The 13,234-nt window shown below is 58.4% G+C and carries 15 protein-coding genes; 11 read left to right on the plus strand and 4 right to left on the minus strand.

Going from position 1 to position 13,234, the window contains the following annotated elements; translation table 11 throughout:
- Positions 1-30: 30 nt before the first annotated feature.
- Complete coding sequence (locus AAF739_14310; protein ID MEM6383841.1) at positions 31-774, plus strand: peptidase; 744 nt, start codon at positions 31-33, stop codon at positions 772-774.
- On the opposite strand, the gene AAF739_14315 is transcribed toward AAF739_14310, so the two are convergent.
- The gene (locus AAF739_14315; protein MEM6383842.1) at positions 771-2,345 is read right to left on the minus strand and encodes a cryptochrome/photolyase family protein; all 1,575 of its coding nucleotides are present in this window, start codon (positions 2,343-2,345) and stop codon (positions 771-773) included. The two genes, AAF739_14310 and AAF739_14315, sit on opposite strands and share 4 nt — an antisense overlap.
- Before the next feature lie 88 nt (positions 2,346-2,433).
- Here AAF739_14315 and AAF739_14320 point away from each other — a divergent pair, with 88 nt between their 5' ends.
- The 3 genes from AAF739_14320 to AAF739_14330 all read left to right on the plus strand — a co-directional run bounded on the left by AAF739_14320 (position 2,434) and on the right by AAF739_14330 (position 5,002).
- On the plus strand, positions 2,434-3,972 hold the full coding sequence (locus AAF739_14320) for an FAD-binding domain-containing protein (protein ID MEM6383843.1): 1,539 nt from the start codon (positions 2,434-2,436) through the stop codon (positions 3,970-3,972).
- Between the two features lie 9 nt (positions 3,973-3,981).
- The gene (locus tag AAF739_14325; protein MEM6383844.1) at positions 3,982-4,128 is read left to right on the plus strand and encodes a DUF2256 domain-containing protein; all 147 of its coding nucleotides are present in this window, start codon (positions 3,982-3,984) and stop codon (positions 4,126-4,128) included.
- A gap of 136 nt (positions 4,129-4,264) precedes the next feature.
- Positions 4,265-5,002 (plus strand): cytochrome c biogenesis protein CcdA, encoded by a 738-nt coding sequence (locus tag AAF739_14330; protein ID MEM6383845.1) that lies wholly within the window; start codon positions 4,265-4,267, stop codon positions 5,000-5,002.
- Positions 5,003-5,008: 6 nt separating this feature from the next.
- Here AAF739_14330 and AAF739_14335 read toward each other — a convergent pair whose 3' ends face one another.
- Complete coding sequence (locus tag AAF739_14335; GenBank protein ID MEM6383846.1) at positions 5,009-6,070, minus strand: ABC transporter substrate-binding protein; 1,062 nt, start codon at positions 6,068-6,070, stop codon at positions 5,009-5,011.
- A 269-nt stretch (positions 6,071-6,339) separates the two neighbouring features.
- Between AAF739_14335 and AAF739_14340 the strand changes: the two genes are divergently transcribed.
- Genes AAF739_14340 through AAF739_14355 form a run of 4 tightly spaced genes read left to right on the plus strand, consistent with a single transcriptional unit; the run spans position 6,340 to position 9,939 of the window.
- The gene (locus AAF739_14340) at positions 6,340-7,338 is read left to right on the plus strand and encodes a sodium:proton symporter (GenBank protein ID MEM6383847.1); all 999 of its coding nucleotides are present in this window, start codon (positions 6,340-6,342) and stop codon (positions 7,336-7,338) included.
- A gap of 40 nt (positions 7,339-7,378) precedes the next feature.
- Positions 7,379-8,062 carry a ribulose-phosphate 3-epimerase gene (gene rpe, locus AAF739_14345; protein MEM6383848.1) on the plus strand — a complete coding sequence of 228 codons (684 nt, stop codon included), beginning with the start codon at positions 7,379-7,381 and terminating at the stop codon, positions 8,060-8,062.
- Positions 8,063-8,074: 12 nt separating this feature from the next.
- A complete protein-coding gene (purB, locus tag AAF739_14350; protein MEM6383849.1) occupies positions 8,075-9,382 on the plus strand; it encodes an adenylosuccinate lyase in 1,308 nt (435 codons plus the stop codon).
- A gap of 2 nt (positions 9,383-9,384) precedes the next feature.
- Positions 9,385-9,939 carry an alpha/beta fold hydrolase gene (locus AAF739_14355; protein ID MEM6383850.1) on the plus strand — a complete coding sequence of 185 codons (555 nt, stop codon included), beginning with the start codon at positions 9,385-9,387 and terminating at the stop codon, positions 9,937-9,939.
- A 47-nt stretch (positions 9,940-9,986) separates the two neighbouring features.
- On the opposite strand, the gene AAF739_14360 is transcribed toward AAF739_14355, so the two are convergent.
- Together AAF739_14360 and AAF739_14365 are read right to left on the minus strand one after the other, a co-directional pair.
- A complete protein-coding gene (locus AAF739_14360; protein ID MEM6383851.1) occupies positions 9,987-10,763 on the minus strand; it encodes an aldolase/citrate lyase family protein in 777 nt (258 codons plus the stop codon).
- Between the two features lie 5 nt (positions 10,764-10,768).
- Complete coding sequence (locus AAF739_14365) at positions 10,769-11,092, minus strand: DUF1476 domain-containing protein (protein ID MEM6383852.1); 324 nt, start codon at positions 11,090-11,092, stop codon at positions 10,769-10,771.
- Between the two features lie 333 nt (positions 11,093-11,425).
- Here AAF739_14365 and purC point away from each other — a divergent pair, with 333 nt between their 5' ends.
- The 3 genes from purC to purQ are packed head-to-tail and all read left to right on the plus strand — an operon-like array spanning position 11,426 to position 13,135.
- Entirely contained in the window at positions 11,426-12,193 is a 768-nt protein-coding gene (gene purC / locus AAF739_14370; protein ID MEM6383853.1) for a phosphoribosylaminoimidazolesuccinocarboxamide synthase, read from the plus strand.
- Positions 12,193-12,459 (plus strand): phosphoribosylformylglycinamidine synthase subunit PurS, encoded by a 267-nt coding sequence (gene purS / locus AAF739_14375; GenBank protein ID MEM6383854.1) that lies wholly within the window; start codon positions 12,193-12,195, stop codon positions 12,457-12,459. The genes purC and purS overlap by 1 nt, the downstream gene beginning before the upstream one ends.
- 4 nt (positions 12,460-12,463) lie before the next feature.
- On the plus strand, positions 12,464-13,135 hold the full coding sequence (gene purQ, locus AAF739_14380; protein MEM6383855.1) for a phosphoribosylformylglycinamidine synthase subunit PurQ: 672 nt from the start codon (positions 12,464-12,466) through the stop codon (positions 13,133-13,135).
- Positions 13,136-13,234 lie beyond the last annotated feature (99 nt).

Raw genomic sequence — 13,234 nt, forward strand, 5'->3', positions numbered from 1 at the left:
TTTATCGCACCGTGCTGTGGATTTGATGCTGTGACCTACTGTGTCGGCTTGCTTGTCGAAGATGGCTTGGTGTTGATCGCGGACACGCGCACAAATGCCGGCCTCGATAATATTGCGACCTACCAAAAGCTGCATCGCTTCGAGCAAGCGGGCAAGCGCACGATTGGCTTGGCAACAGCCGGCAATCTTGCTGTCAGCCAATCCGTTGTCTCGTTGATCACCGACGGTTTTGAAAATCCCGAAACGGGCGAAACCGAGACGATTTACGATCATCCGACGATGTTCAAGACGGCTGCCTATGTGGGGCGCGCGGTCACCGAGGTTATGCGGATGAATGCCGCGTCGAACGGCACGATGGGCGGTGGCTTCGACGTCACCATGCTTCTGGGCGGTCAGGTGAAGGGCGGGCGGTTGCGTCTTTTCATGATCTACTCAGCCGGCAACTTCATTGAGGCAACTGAGGACACGCCCTACTTGCAGATCGGCGAGCACAAGTACGGCAAGCCGATCCTCGACCGGGCGATCGCGTTCGAGACGCGCTTGAACGACGCGCTGAAGATCGGGCTGATCTCGATGGATTCGACCATGCGGTCCAATCTCGGGGTTGGCATGCCTATCGATCTCTGGCTGACGCGCCGCGATTCACTTGAAACCCAGGTGTCCACTCGGATCGAGCAGGGCGAGCCGTACTTCCATGACCTGCAGGACAGATGGTCTGCGGCCCTGCGCTCGGCGCATCAGGCGATACCGGTTCCACCCTACCTGAAGCGCTAGGCGACCTTCCGCTGGTCCTCGGCGCTGTGCCGCGCATGAGAAGCAGTCGTCGCAAGCGAACTCAAGAACCGCTTTGCATCCTGCTTGATCTCCTCGACGCGATCATCATGCATTTTGTCGAGCGACCGATAAATCATGCCCATCCGCGGATTCGCCTGGAGCGTCTCACGGTTGCGGATGATGAAGTCCCAATACAGGTAATTGAAAGGACACGCCTCTTCGCCGGCCTTCTGCTTGACCTTGTAATGACAGCCTTTGCAGTGGTCGCTCATGCGGTCGATGTAAGCGCCAGAAGCGGCGTAAGGCTTCGACGCCATGATGCCACCATCCGCATAGACGGCCATGCCGTGCACGTTGGGCAGCTCAACCCACTCGTAGGCGTCGGCGTAGACGATCAAATACCATTCATTGATCTCCGCGGGGCTAACGCCTGCAAGCAACGCGAAATTGCCGGTCACCATGAGGCGCTGGATATGGTGCGCATAGGCGTGCTCGCGCGTCGTTTCAATGGCATCGCGCATGCACGCCATTTGCGTGTCGGCAGTCCAATAAAAGTCCGGTAGCGGCCGATCAGCATCAAGTGCGTTTGCCTCTTTGTACTCCGGCATCTTGAGCCAGTAGAGGCCGCGCACATATTCGCGCCAGCCAAGGATCTGGCGGATAAAACCCTCCACTGCGTTAAGCGGCGCCACGCCCTGATGGTAGGCTGCCTCGGCAGCCCGACAAACCTTTTCAGGCAGCAAAAGGCCGGCGTTCATCGCAGCTGAAATCGTCGAGTGAAACAGGAAAGCTTCGCCCTCGGCCATTGCGTCCTGATAGTCACCGAACTGTGGAAGACAGTCCTCGATGAAGTGCGCAAGCACCTCCTCCGCCTGATCGGCGGTGACCGGCATGGAAAAAGGTTCAAGGTCACCAAAATGATCCGCAAATCGTCTCTTAACGATGGAAAGGACCTGTTTGGTGATCCCATCAAGTTCAAACTCCAAGCGCTTGGGCAAAACGATATCTTTGGGCAGGCGCTTGCGATTGTCCGCGTCGTAGTTCCACTCTCCGCCTTCCGGCTTGCCGTCCTGATCGATCAGAAGCCCTGTTGCCCTGCGCATCTCGCGATAAAAGTACTCCATCCGAAGCTGCTTGCGCCCTTCGGCCCAGTTTTCGAACGTGCTGAGCGACGCCATGAAGCGTGTGTCTTCGCGCACGATCACCGGCACATCAAAGCGATCCTGCCAGTCATGGATCATCTCCATAACCCGCCATTCGCCGGGCTCTGTGACGATTAAACGGTCGAAATCGCCATCATCGAGGGCGCGCTCGACTTCGCCGGTGAAGCTGCCACTGTTAGACTTGTCGTCGAGCTCAACGTAGCGAACTTTAATCCCTTCCGCTTCCAGAGCGGCTGCGAAATGCCGCATGGCGGATAGGACAAAAGCGATCTTCTTCTTGTGGTGCCGCACGTAAGTCGCTTCATCCCAAACCTCGCACATCAGCACCATGTCGCCCTCCTCAATGCCTTCGAGGCTAGAAACAGAGCGGGTGAGCTGGTCACCAAGAACAAGGCGAAGACTGGACATGGTGATCCTTCAGGACAATTGGAGAAGGTATGGGTTGGTTACGCCGACCCCCCTGCGGCAGTTCAGTGAAGAGCGGCTCTGAAAACCGATGGTTCAACTTGTCTGGTTCAAACGCGACCTACGGATCGCTGACCATGCTCCGCTCGCACGAGCAGCCGAGTGCGGGCCGGTCCTGCCGTTGATTATTGTTGAACCAGAATATTGGCAACTGCCCGAAACATCTTACCGACATTACATTTTTTGGCGCGATAGCGCGCGGGAACTGATCGACTCAGGTCTACCCGCTGCGGTCCGTGTGGGCGCTGTCACAGATGTGTTCGACCAGCTGCATCGCGACTATGGCATTGATGGCATTTGGTCGCATGAGGAAACCGGAAACCGCTGGACCTACGAGCGCGACAAGGATGTTGCAGCATGGTGCAAAAAGGTTGGTGTGACGTGGACGGAGGTCCCGCAGTTTGGGGTGTTCCGCGGTAAGGTTGACCGCAACCGATGGGCGAAGCGTTGGGAGGCCTTTATGGCTGAGCCAGCGCACCAGGCGCCAGAACGTATGCGAACTGTCGATGCGCCATCCGACCCTTGGCCGGAACCACAAGCCTTAGACCTGGCGCACGATGGAGCGGTGCGTCTGCAACCTGGTGGGCGCACACATGGCCTCGACGTGCTTGAGAGTTTCTTCCGTTCAGGGCGAGGCGCTGACTATCGCCGCGCCATGTCATCGCCGCTCGATGGTGCTGACGCTTGCTCTCGGCTGTCACCGTACCTCGCCTATGGCTGCCTTTCGATGCGCGAGGTGGTGCAGGCGGCATATGCGGAGCGACGCATCGTGGCGGACACCGAACCGCATGCGCGGATGATTACCACGCAGAGCCTCGATAGCTTCATCGCGCGGCTCCATTGGCACTGCCACTTTATCCAGAAACTCGAAAGCGAACCCGAGATCGAGTACCGCGATTTACATCCGGCTTTTCGCGAAGCGCGTGTCGATGGATTTGGCCACCCGCATTACGAGGCTTTCGCCGCCGGTATGACGGGTTTTCCGTTCATCGACGCCTGCATGCGTTCGCTGATTGCAACGGGTTGGATCAACTTTCGCATGCGGGCCATGCTGACCGCGTTCGCCAGCTATCATTTGTGGCTCGACTGGCGCGCATCGGGGACCCGACTAGCGCAGCTCTTCACGGACTATGAGCCAGGCATTCATTGGTCGCAGACACAGATGCAGTCCGGGTCGACGGCGATCAACACGCCGCGTATTTATAATCCTGTCAAACAGAGCCATGACCAGGACCCTTCGGGCGTGTTCATCCGGCGCTGGGTGCCCGAACTTTGTGGCCTATCAGGGCGTGCGCTCCATGAACCATGGACCTTGAGCCCATCGCAGGCAGCCGAGTTCGGCGTTGAGCTTGGCAAGACTTACCCCGAACGCATCATCGATCACGAAAAGGCGGCCCGCGCGGCGCGTGAGCGCTTAACCGCTTTGCGACGTACCGAAGGCTTTTCGAAAGAACAGCGTGCGATCTTCCTCAAGCACGGCTCGCGCAAATCATCTCGCCATACGCCAAAACAGGGGCGCGCTTGGAAAAAGCGCAAGCCGAGCGATAGCCAGCTGGAAATGGATGTTTAGATGGCCCGGATGCGAAAAAAATCGGAGCTTCCGACAAAAACCTGCCCGGCGTGCGACCGCCCGTTCTCCTGGCGCAAAAAGTGGGAGCGTGACTGGGACTGCGTTATCTATTGCTCGGAACGCTGCCGCAGGTCGGCCAAGGTGGCCAGCAAATGATCTCGCCTGCCTGCAAGGAGCCAAGCCCGCTGACCACTCATCACAAGCCTACACCTCACCGTGAGTTGGTCTTCCGTTGCGGGCAGTGACATCTTAGGTAGGACTTATGGGCAGCTGAAAGGAGCCTGAGTAAGCAATGGGCGCGGAACTGACCTTGGCAGTTGTATTTGTGGCGGGGATCTTCTCCTTCCTGTCGCCGTGCGTCCTGCCGCTGGTGCCTGCTTACCTGACCTACATGACGGGGGCGTCGCTCGAAGAACTGTCAGAAGACCAACGGACGCCGCAGCTGACGCGGTTCCTCTTGATCCAGTCGGTCGCGTTCGTTATCGGTATTTCGCTGATATTCGTGCTGCTGGGTGCGACAGCAACCCAGCTGAGCTTACTGCTCCGGCAATACGCATCGATCCTTTCAATCGTTGCCGGCATCGCCATCATCATCATGGGGCTGCACTTCCTTGGAGTCTTCAAGCTGTCGATGCTTTACCGCCAAGCACGACTTGAAGGCCCACAAACAGGCAAAAGCCCAGCCGCAGCGCTCACGATGGGCCTCGCATTCGGCTTCGCATGGACGCCTTGTATCGGTCCGATCCTCGGCGCCGTTCTGGCGGTGGCTGCCAGCCGGGACACGGTCGGTCAGGGCGCCGGACTACTTCTGATCTACGCACTTGGGATGGGCGTGCCGTTCATTCTTGCCGGCCTCGCGGTGGGGCCGTTCACTCGCTTCGCAAGCCGCTTCCGGCAGCATATGCAGACAATGGAGCGCGCGACGGGGGCTCTTTTAGTCGCGACGGGGGCAGCTTTCCTGATGGGTTGGCACACAATCCTGGCGAACTGGATGCTTGACCGCTTTCCCGGTCTCGTAGCGCTTACCTAGCAGGGCTTACCTGAGTTCTTCTGGAACAGCATCAGCTGGCCAGATCGCACCGTTTCGCCAAGTCCAAAGCAAATAGCCAGCGACGTCAACATCGCCGTTTTCAGCAAAGCTCAATTCGCCGACCGTGGTCTGATAAGGCCCGGTTTCCTGACCAGAAAATCGCGCGATGCCAACCTCTGTTGCGGCAATGGAGGGCTCCACAAGACCCGCTCCAAAGCTCCACGGGCGCGGAAAGACCACGCCATCGGCAGCGCCATCAGCAAGTAACGGAAACTCGGAGGTCATGGCACTGTCACCCGTCACAATCGGCACATCAACGCCGCGCTGGCGCAGCGCGGAAACCATCAGCGCCGTGTCTGCCTGCCCAGCGAACACCATCACGATATCGGGATCTTCTGCGCGAGTCCGGCCCGCAGCACGGTCAAGACCGTTCTCCGCATCGAAACTCTCGTTAAGTGCCGGCGCGCGCCCAACATCTGTCAGTTTCTCTGCAACTTCCTCAGCGAGCGTGCGGCCATAGGAGCCGTCGGTGAAGAGGATTACGGTGTTGGCAGCTGAAAAAGCGTGACCGACTTCAAGATCAAGAGCGCCCTCAATGAGCTTATCTGCGAGAAAGCGCGCTTGGTGGTCATCCCGGCCGTTGAGCCGGAAAACTGAACCAGGCATGGCATCGTCGGTCAGCGGTCCGTAACGCACCCCGGAGGCAAAAAAAGGGATGTCCTCGAAGGCCAGTACGGCGAGCGCGGCCGTTGCCGGACGCCAGCAAACCCCCCCAACAACAAAATCTACCCCTGCCCCGATCAATTGATTGGCGGCGGCCCGGCCCTGCTCTTCATTGCATTCGTCATCAACGGCAGAGATCCGGACATCAAGCTCACTGCGTTCTATAGCCTGCTCAACGCCTGCTTGTACCTGCGCACCAAGCGGGGCGAACGGGCCCGAAAGAGGCGCCATAATTCCGATGTGAATTGGCTCCTGTGCGCTCGACGTCACGGAGCCGAACGCAAAGGAAAACGCACATAACAGGCCGAAGAGCCGCAGGCATGAAACCTTGGGCCACGAAACCACTGCTGTCCCTTTCAAAAACCAAAATCGAACACCGGTTGGGCTTGGGCCCCTATTAGCTGGCATCTGTCGCCGGTTCTCCTTTCAAATCAATGGGTGGACTGTATGCCAGACGGATCGATCTCCGAAAGCCTTGAGAGCCCAGACGCTTAACGCGTCTCATTTTCAGCGGCGGACCGAACATACGGGCCTGTCCGCTTGAGAACGCAGACTGGCGCGCCGCGCCATAAACGCCTAAGGACCGATGCTTTGCAACATACACAGCGCCGTCTATGACCGCCCTCCAGCGTGTTTTCTTTCCCCTCGCGTTCCTTGGCCAGCATGGCACTATCGCCATCGCTGCGAGCCTACTTGTGGGAATGGCCGTACCTTTTCTGGCAGCCACTCTGCGCCCTTGGCTGGATGAGGCAATCCTTACGCTTCTGACGCTCGCGTTTCTGCGGATCGGATTTCGAGCACTCGGCAGCGAACTCAAAAAGCCCCTGCCCGTGCTGCTTGCCACCGCCGTGGCACTTATCGCGCTACCAGCACTTGGGCTGGGGTTGGGCGCAGCATTTGGCCTGAATCAAAGCCATCCAGAGATTTATCTCGCTTTGTTCATCGCACTCGCAGTCCCCCCCATAACCGCCGTCCCGATCTTCGCCGGTCTCTTGCGCCTTCCCGGGGCTGTGGCGCTGGCCTTTTTGATACTCGCGATGGCGGCCACGCCCTTAACCGCCTGGCTGCACGCGAGCGTATTCTTTCCCGCAGGCAGCCTTCCCCTCGACCCGTCCTCCATCGGCCTGCGTCTGGCCGGATTTCTGGTTGGCGCCGCGGCGCTTGCGTTCGCAATTCAGAAGGTCGCCGGCTTACCTCGGCTCGATAAGATCCGGACCCATCTCGATGGCATCAATGTGCTGGCGATGTTGGTTTTTGCGATTGCGGTGATGGATGGCGTTGGACCGGCAATGGTGCAACGGCCTGGTCTGGTAGCAATCCTGTTCGTCGCAACCTTTGCCCTCGCCTTGGGCCAAATGCTGCTGATGCGTTTGTGTCTGTTCTTCATGGAAGCCCAGAACGCCATATCGGTCTCCCTTGCGACGGGCCTGCGCAACATGGGCCTGATGGTCGCAAGTCTGGGCATGGCCATTCCAGAGACCACGTGGCTTTGGTTTGCTGTCGGCCAGTTTCCGATCTTCTTCATGCCCTGGCTCATCGAGATCGCCCGCAAACGCGGCTTATCCAAGGAACCAAAGACCTCTGTTCAAGACAGTGAAAAGATCGCTCGTTGATCTTGACCCCCTGTGGTGAATGGCTCACTCCCGCTTCGATATGAGCAACCAACGACCCGCCCCACTCATCGCGCCATCGATCCTGGCTTCAGATTTCAGCCGATTGGCGGATGAGGTGCGCGCGATTGATGATGCCGGGTGCGACTGGGTTCATCTTGATGTGATGGACGGGCATTTCGTTCCAAACATCAGCTTCGGGCCAGCAATCATCAAAGCCCTTCGCCCTCTGACAACCAAACCGTTCGATGTACACCTGATGATCGCGCCCTGCGACCCTTATCTGGAAGCATTTGCCGATGCAGGCGCAGACAATATCAGCATTCACGCAGAGGCCGGACCTCACTTGCACCGATCGGTTTCCGCTATCCGTGCCATGGGAAAAAAGGCCGGTGTCGCCCTCAATCCAGCGACCCCCGCCGGCGCGATCGAGCATGTACTCGACACCATCGATCTGGTTGTCGTGATGACCGTCAATCCGGGTTTTGGAGGCCAGAGTTTTCTTTCCAGCCAAGTCGCAAAGATTTCGCAGATCAAGGCGCTGATTGGCGACCGCCCGATTTCAATTGAGGTTGATGGTGGCATCACCGCTCAGACTGCACCGGCGACACTCAACGCCGGGGCGGACGTTCTGGTTGCCGGTTCGTCAGTATTCGGAGCCGGTAATGCCGACAGTCCCGCTGGTTATCGTGATGCTATCGATGCGCTACGCGCGACTTCGGGTTAGGAGAAACCGACTATGGCTGTGGCCCGATACGCCCGCAAAGAGATGAGCGCGATTTGGTCGGCGGAGACCAAGTTTCGGATCTGGTTCGAGATCGAAGCACACACCTGCGATGCTCAGGCAAATCTCGGCGTCATTCCCAAAGCGGCAGCACAAGCGGTCTGGGAGCGCGGCGGGAGCGTAACGTTTGATACTGACCGGATCGATGAGATAGAACGGGAAACGAAGCACGACGTCATCGCGTTTCTGACCCACCTGGCCGAGATTGTCGGTCCCGAAGCGCGGCTCGTCCACCAAGGTATGACATCTTCAGATGTGCTCGACACCACATTGGCGGTCCAGTTGTCTCGCGCGTCCGATATTCTGCTCGACGACCTTGATGCCCTCCTGGAAGCCCTCAAGCGGAGGGCCGTCGAGCACAAATACACACCAACGATCGGTCGCAGTCACGGCATCCACGCGGAGCCAACGACCTTCGGCCTCAAATTGGTGCAAGCTTATGCTGAGTTTGACCGCGCGCGCGCGCGACTACAAGCGGCGCGTGCGGACGTCGCGACGTGCGCGATTTCCGGTGCCGTTGGAACTTTTGCCAATATCGACCCCGCGGTCGAGGCGCATGTGGCCGACAAGATGGGGCTCACAGTTGAACCGATCTCAACCCAGATCATTCCACGCGACAGACATGCGCAGTTTTTTGCCACGCTTGCCGTCATAGCGTCGTCAGTTGAACGCCTCGCAACCGAAATTCGCCATCTGCAAAGAACGGAAGTTCTCGAGGTGGAAGAATATTTCTCGCCCGGACAAAAGGGCTCATCCGCGATGCCGCACAAGCGTAATCCGGTCCTAACCGAGAACTTGACTGGCCTGGCACGCATGGTTCGATCCCAAGCGCTACCGGCCATGGAGAATGTCGCGCTGTGGCACGAGCGGGATATCTCCCATTCGTCCGTTGAGCGTTTCATCGGGCCGGACGCCACCATCACGCTGGACTTCGCACTGGCTCGCCTCACTGGGGTGATCGACAAACTCTTGGTTTACCCCGACCGCATGCAGGCAAATATGGACCGGCTGGGCGGGCTCATGCATTCGCAGCGCGTGCTGCTCGCGCTCACGCAAGCGGGCGTCAGCCGGGAAGACAGCTATAGGCTGGTTCAGCGTAACGCGATGAAGGTCTGGAACGACGGCAAGGACTTCTTCGACGAACTGAATGCCGACAAGGACGTCACGCAGCACCTGTCACGCGATGCACTCGAAGACCTTTTCGACCTAGGCTACCACACCAAGCATGTCGACACGATCTTCGAACGGGTGCTGGGGAGTTAGCGTTGGCGATTTCCGATATCGACGTGTTGGTCCTACCCGGTTGGAAGGGTGGTGATCCAAGCATCTGGTACGAAGGCTGGATCGAAAAGCTCCCGAACGCACAACGCGTTGAACAGGCAGATTTCGAAGCACCAAAACTGGAAGACTGGGCCAAGCAGGTCGAGAAACAGATTTTGCTCGCCTCACGCCCGGTTGCCTTGGTGGGCCACTCGCTGGGCGCTCTGACAATCGCTCACATGGCGCAATCAATAGCAAAGCTCCCCGTGATCGCAGCCTTTCTGGTCACGCCACCTGAGCTTTCCGGACCAAGCTCGATTGGGCATCTGCTCACCGGTTTCGAGCCGGTGCCCTCGGCTCCCCTGCCCGTCCCATCGTTCCTTGTTGCCAGTCGCACCGATCCATACGCCACGTTTGGCTTTCAGGAGCAGTGCGCGGCCGCTTGGGGCTCGGAATTGATAGACGCCGGCGACGCAGGTCATATCAATGTTGATTCGGGGCACGGACCGTGGCCGGAAGGGCTCCTGCGCTTTGGCGTGCTGCTCAAGCGCGCACGCTGAACGAGCCCTAAGGCCGCAAACGACCCGCAAATGTGTTTATGGCTCACTCAATCCAGTTTGGAGGCTGAGGCTGCAAAAGCCTTCAAAGCGATCAGATCAGACGCGATGGCCGTCAGCGCAAAGCCCTGAGCGACGTAGGCACGCGCCTTTTCATTGTCGACCGCATAGACACCTGCGATCTTGCCCTTTGCCTTTGCTGCCTGCGCAATTGACCCTGCGGTCTCCAACACATGCGGCGCAAGCGGCTCAATACGTTGACCCGCTGCAAGCGTCAAAGAGAGGTCTGATGGTCCAACAAATACCCCATCGATACCGGGCACATCGAGAATCGCGTCGAGGTTCTCAAGTGCCTGTACGGTTTCGATCATCGCAAACGTAACAACCAGCTCATTCGCGCGCGCAAGGTAGTCTGCGGGCGTGACCCCCCACATGTCGAGCGCGATGGCGGGCCCCCACGAGCGGCCACCAATGGGTGGGTATTTCGTCTCATACGCAAATGTTCGCGCATCATCAGGGGTGTTGATCATCGGCGCGATGACGATCTGCGCACCGCCATCAAGCGCCCGAGAGGCAAAGTCATACCGTCCGACAGGAATTCTGAAGCCCGGCATCGAACCCGCGTGATGCACCGACTGCAAGCTTGTCAGAACGGACGCCTCATCATGTGAGCCGTGCTGCATGTCCATGCAAACGGCGCCAAACCCACCGCGTGCGAGCGCGGCCGCGGTGTACGCTGACGGTATCGCCGTCCAACCGGTGGCGACAGGCTCGCCACGACGCAGTGCACGAGCGCGCTCAAGACCTCGGTCAAATACAGCCGACACGGTTGTTAGCTGCCGCCTTGAATTTCAGCGATTGCTCGATCCATCAGCTCTGCCATCTCTCGGCGCAACTGGTGCTCGGAAACATCGACACCCTTGGCATCGAAATCTCCCTTCACCTTTCGGTAGACATCCTCATCGCCCGGCTCTTCGAAATCGGCGAGCACCACAGACTTGGCGTAGTCGTCTGCTTCGCCCCCGCTAAGGCCAAGTTTTTCTGCAGCCCATGCGCCCAACATTTTGTTGCGCCTTGCTTCTGCCTTGAATTTCAACTCCTCGTCGTGCGCAAATTTGTTTTCAAAACCTTCTTTACGCTTGTCGAAGCTGGACATGAATGCGTTCTCCCTCACACGCGGACAATTGATTAGGTGCGGGGCCAAACCATGGACCGCATCGAATGCGTTTTCCCCACTACGGGGCGTATATGGGGGGAAAGTGAAACACAATAAAGATGGCACTAAGCCGAATGTCCCCAATAGGCCGGACTGGGCCAATTGCGCACAAGGCCCAGCATCGGGTATTCGACGCAATCAGATGGGCGGCGAGTCGGCTATTTTGCTTTGTGTCGCCCCAATAGTCTCGAGGGCGCTGGACCTGTCTCGGCGCCACCAGCCCTAAACGTGAAACCGCAGCCCACCCACATCAAAGCCAAGACGAAGGATGCGATGAGCCGCCGCCGTAAAATCTATGAGGGAAAAGCGAAGGACCTCTATGAAGGGCCAGAGCCGGGAACACTGGTGCAGCATTTCAAAGATGATGCGACAGCTGGCAATGCCCAAAAACACGCCATCATTGACGGCAAGGGTGTCCTCAACAACCGCATCAGCGAATACATCTTCAATCACCTCAATGACATTGGTGTTGGAACCCATTTCATCCGCCGCATGAACATGCGCGAGCAGCTGATCCGTGAGGTCGAGATTATCCCGGTCGAAGTTGTTGTGCGGAACGTTGCCGCCGGTTCGCTCTCGAAGCGCTTGGGTCTTGACGAAGGAACGGCGCTGCCGCGGTCTGTGGTCGAGTTCTACTACAAGAATGATGCGCTCGGCGATCCAATGGTCTCCGACGAGCACATCACCGCTTTCGGCTGGGCCAACCCCCAAGAGATCGATGAGATGATGGCGCTCGCCATCCGGGTAAACGATTTCCTCAGCGGGCTGTTTCTGGGAGCAGGCATCAAACTTGTAGATTTCAAGATCGAGTGCGGGCGCTTGTTCGAAAACGATATGATGCGGATCGTTCTAGCCGACGAAATCTCCCCTGATTCGTGCCGTCTTTGGGACATTGAGTCCGGAAACAAGCTCGACAAAGACCGCTTTCGCCGGGACATGGGCGGCGTCTTGGACGCCTATCAGGAGGTGGCGCGTCGCCTTGGTGTCTTGAATGAGAACGATCCGGCTCCAACCGGCGGGCCGAGGCTGGTGAAAGGCTGATGATACAGTTTGATGCCCGTGTCGTGATCGCCCTGAAGCCGGGGGTTCTGGATCCGCAAGGCAAAGCGAGCGCCGATGCTTTGGGCGGACTTGGTTTCTCCGGTGTTCAGAGCGTCCGGCAAGGCAAGGTCATGGATATAGAACTTCAGGCGGCGGACATTCACGCCGCCCGGAGCGATCTTGAAGCCATGTGCGACAGGCTTCTGGCCAACACCGTGATTGAGGATTTTGAGATCGCCATGCTTTCAGAACGCGTCGAGGCGTAGCACTATGGCGGTAGCAGTGGTCGTGTTCCCGGGCTCCAACCGGGACCAGGACATGATCGACGCCGTCGAGCACGCGACCGGCCAGGCACCGCATGTCGTCTGGCATGCCGACAGCGACCTCCCGACGGGCACGGATGCGGTCATACTACCGGGCGGCTTTTCCTACGGCGATTATTTGCGATGTGGCGCGATTGCAGCCCGGGCGTCTGTCATGACGGCAGTTGCCGACGCCGCCAACCGCGGTATGCCGGTCTTGGGCGTCTGCAACGGTTTCCAGATCCTGATTGAAACGGGTCTCTTGCCCGGCGCCCTGATGCGCAATGCCAGCCTGCACTTCGTCTGCAAGACGGTCGAACTGAAGGTCGTGCACAACCGATCACCTTTTCTGCAGACGTGGGCAATAGGCGAAAAATGGACGTGCCCTGTTGCGCATGGTGATGGCAATTACGTTTGTGATGACACCACACTGCGGGCTTTGCAGGACAACGATCAAATCGCTCTGACCTACGCCGATGGGACCAACCCGAACGGATCGCGTGACGATATCGCCGGTATCACCAACAAGGCAGGAAATGTTCTGGGAATGATGCCCCATCCGGAAAATGTAAGTCTTCCGCATCACCCAAGCCGCGCCGGTGAGCGGCTGTTCAAGGGATTGCTCGATGAGGTCGAGTGAGGGTTTCGTTGCCGCTGTGACAGCTGCGCTGATGGTCGCGGGATGCGTGAGCGTCAACCTGCCGGAGGGGAGCTACGCCGCTCGCGGTTCATTAGGCCC

The organism is Pseudomonadota bacterium (assembly GCA_039024915.1).
Classification (GTDB): Bacteria; Pseudomonadota; Alphaproteobacteria; order Rhizobiales; family MH13; genus MH13.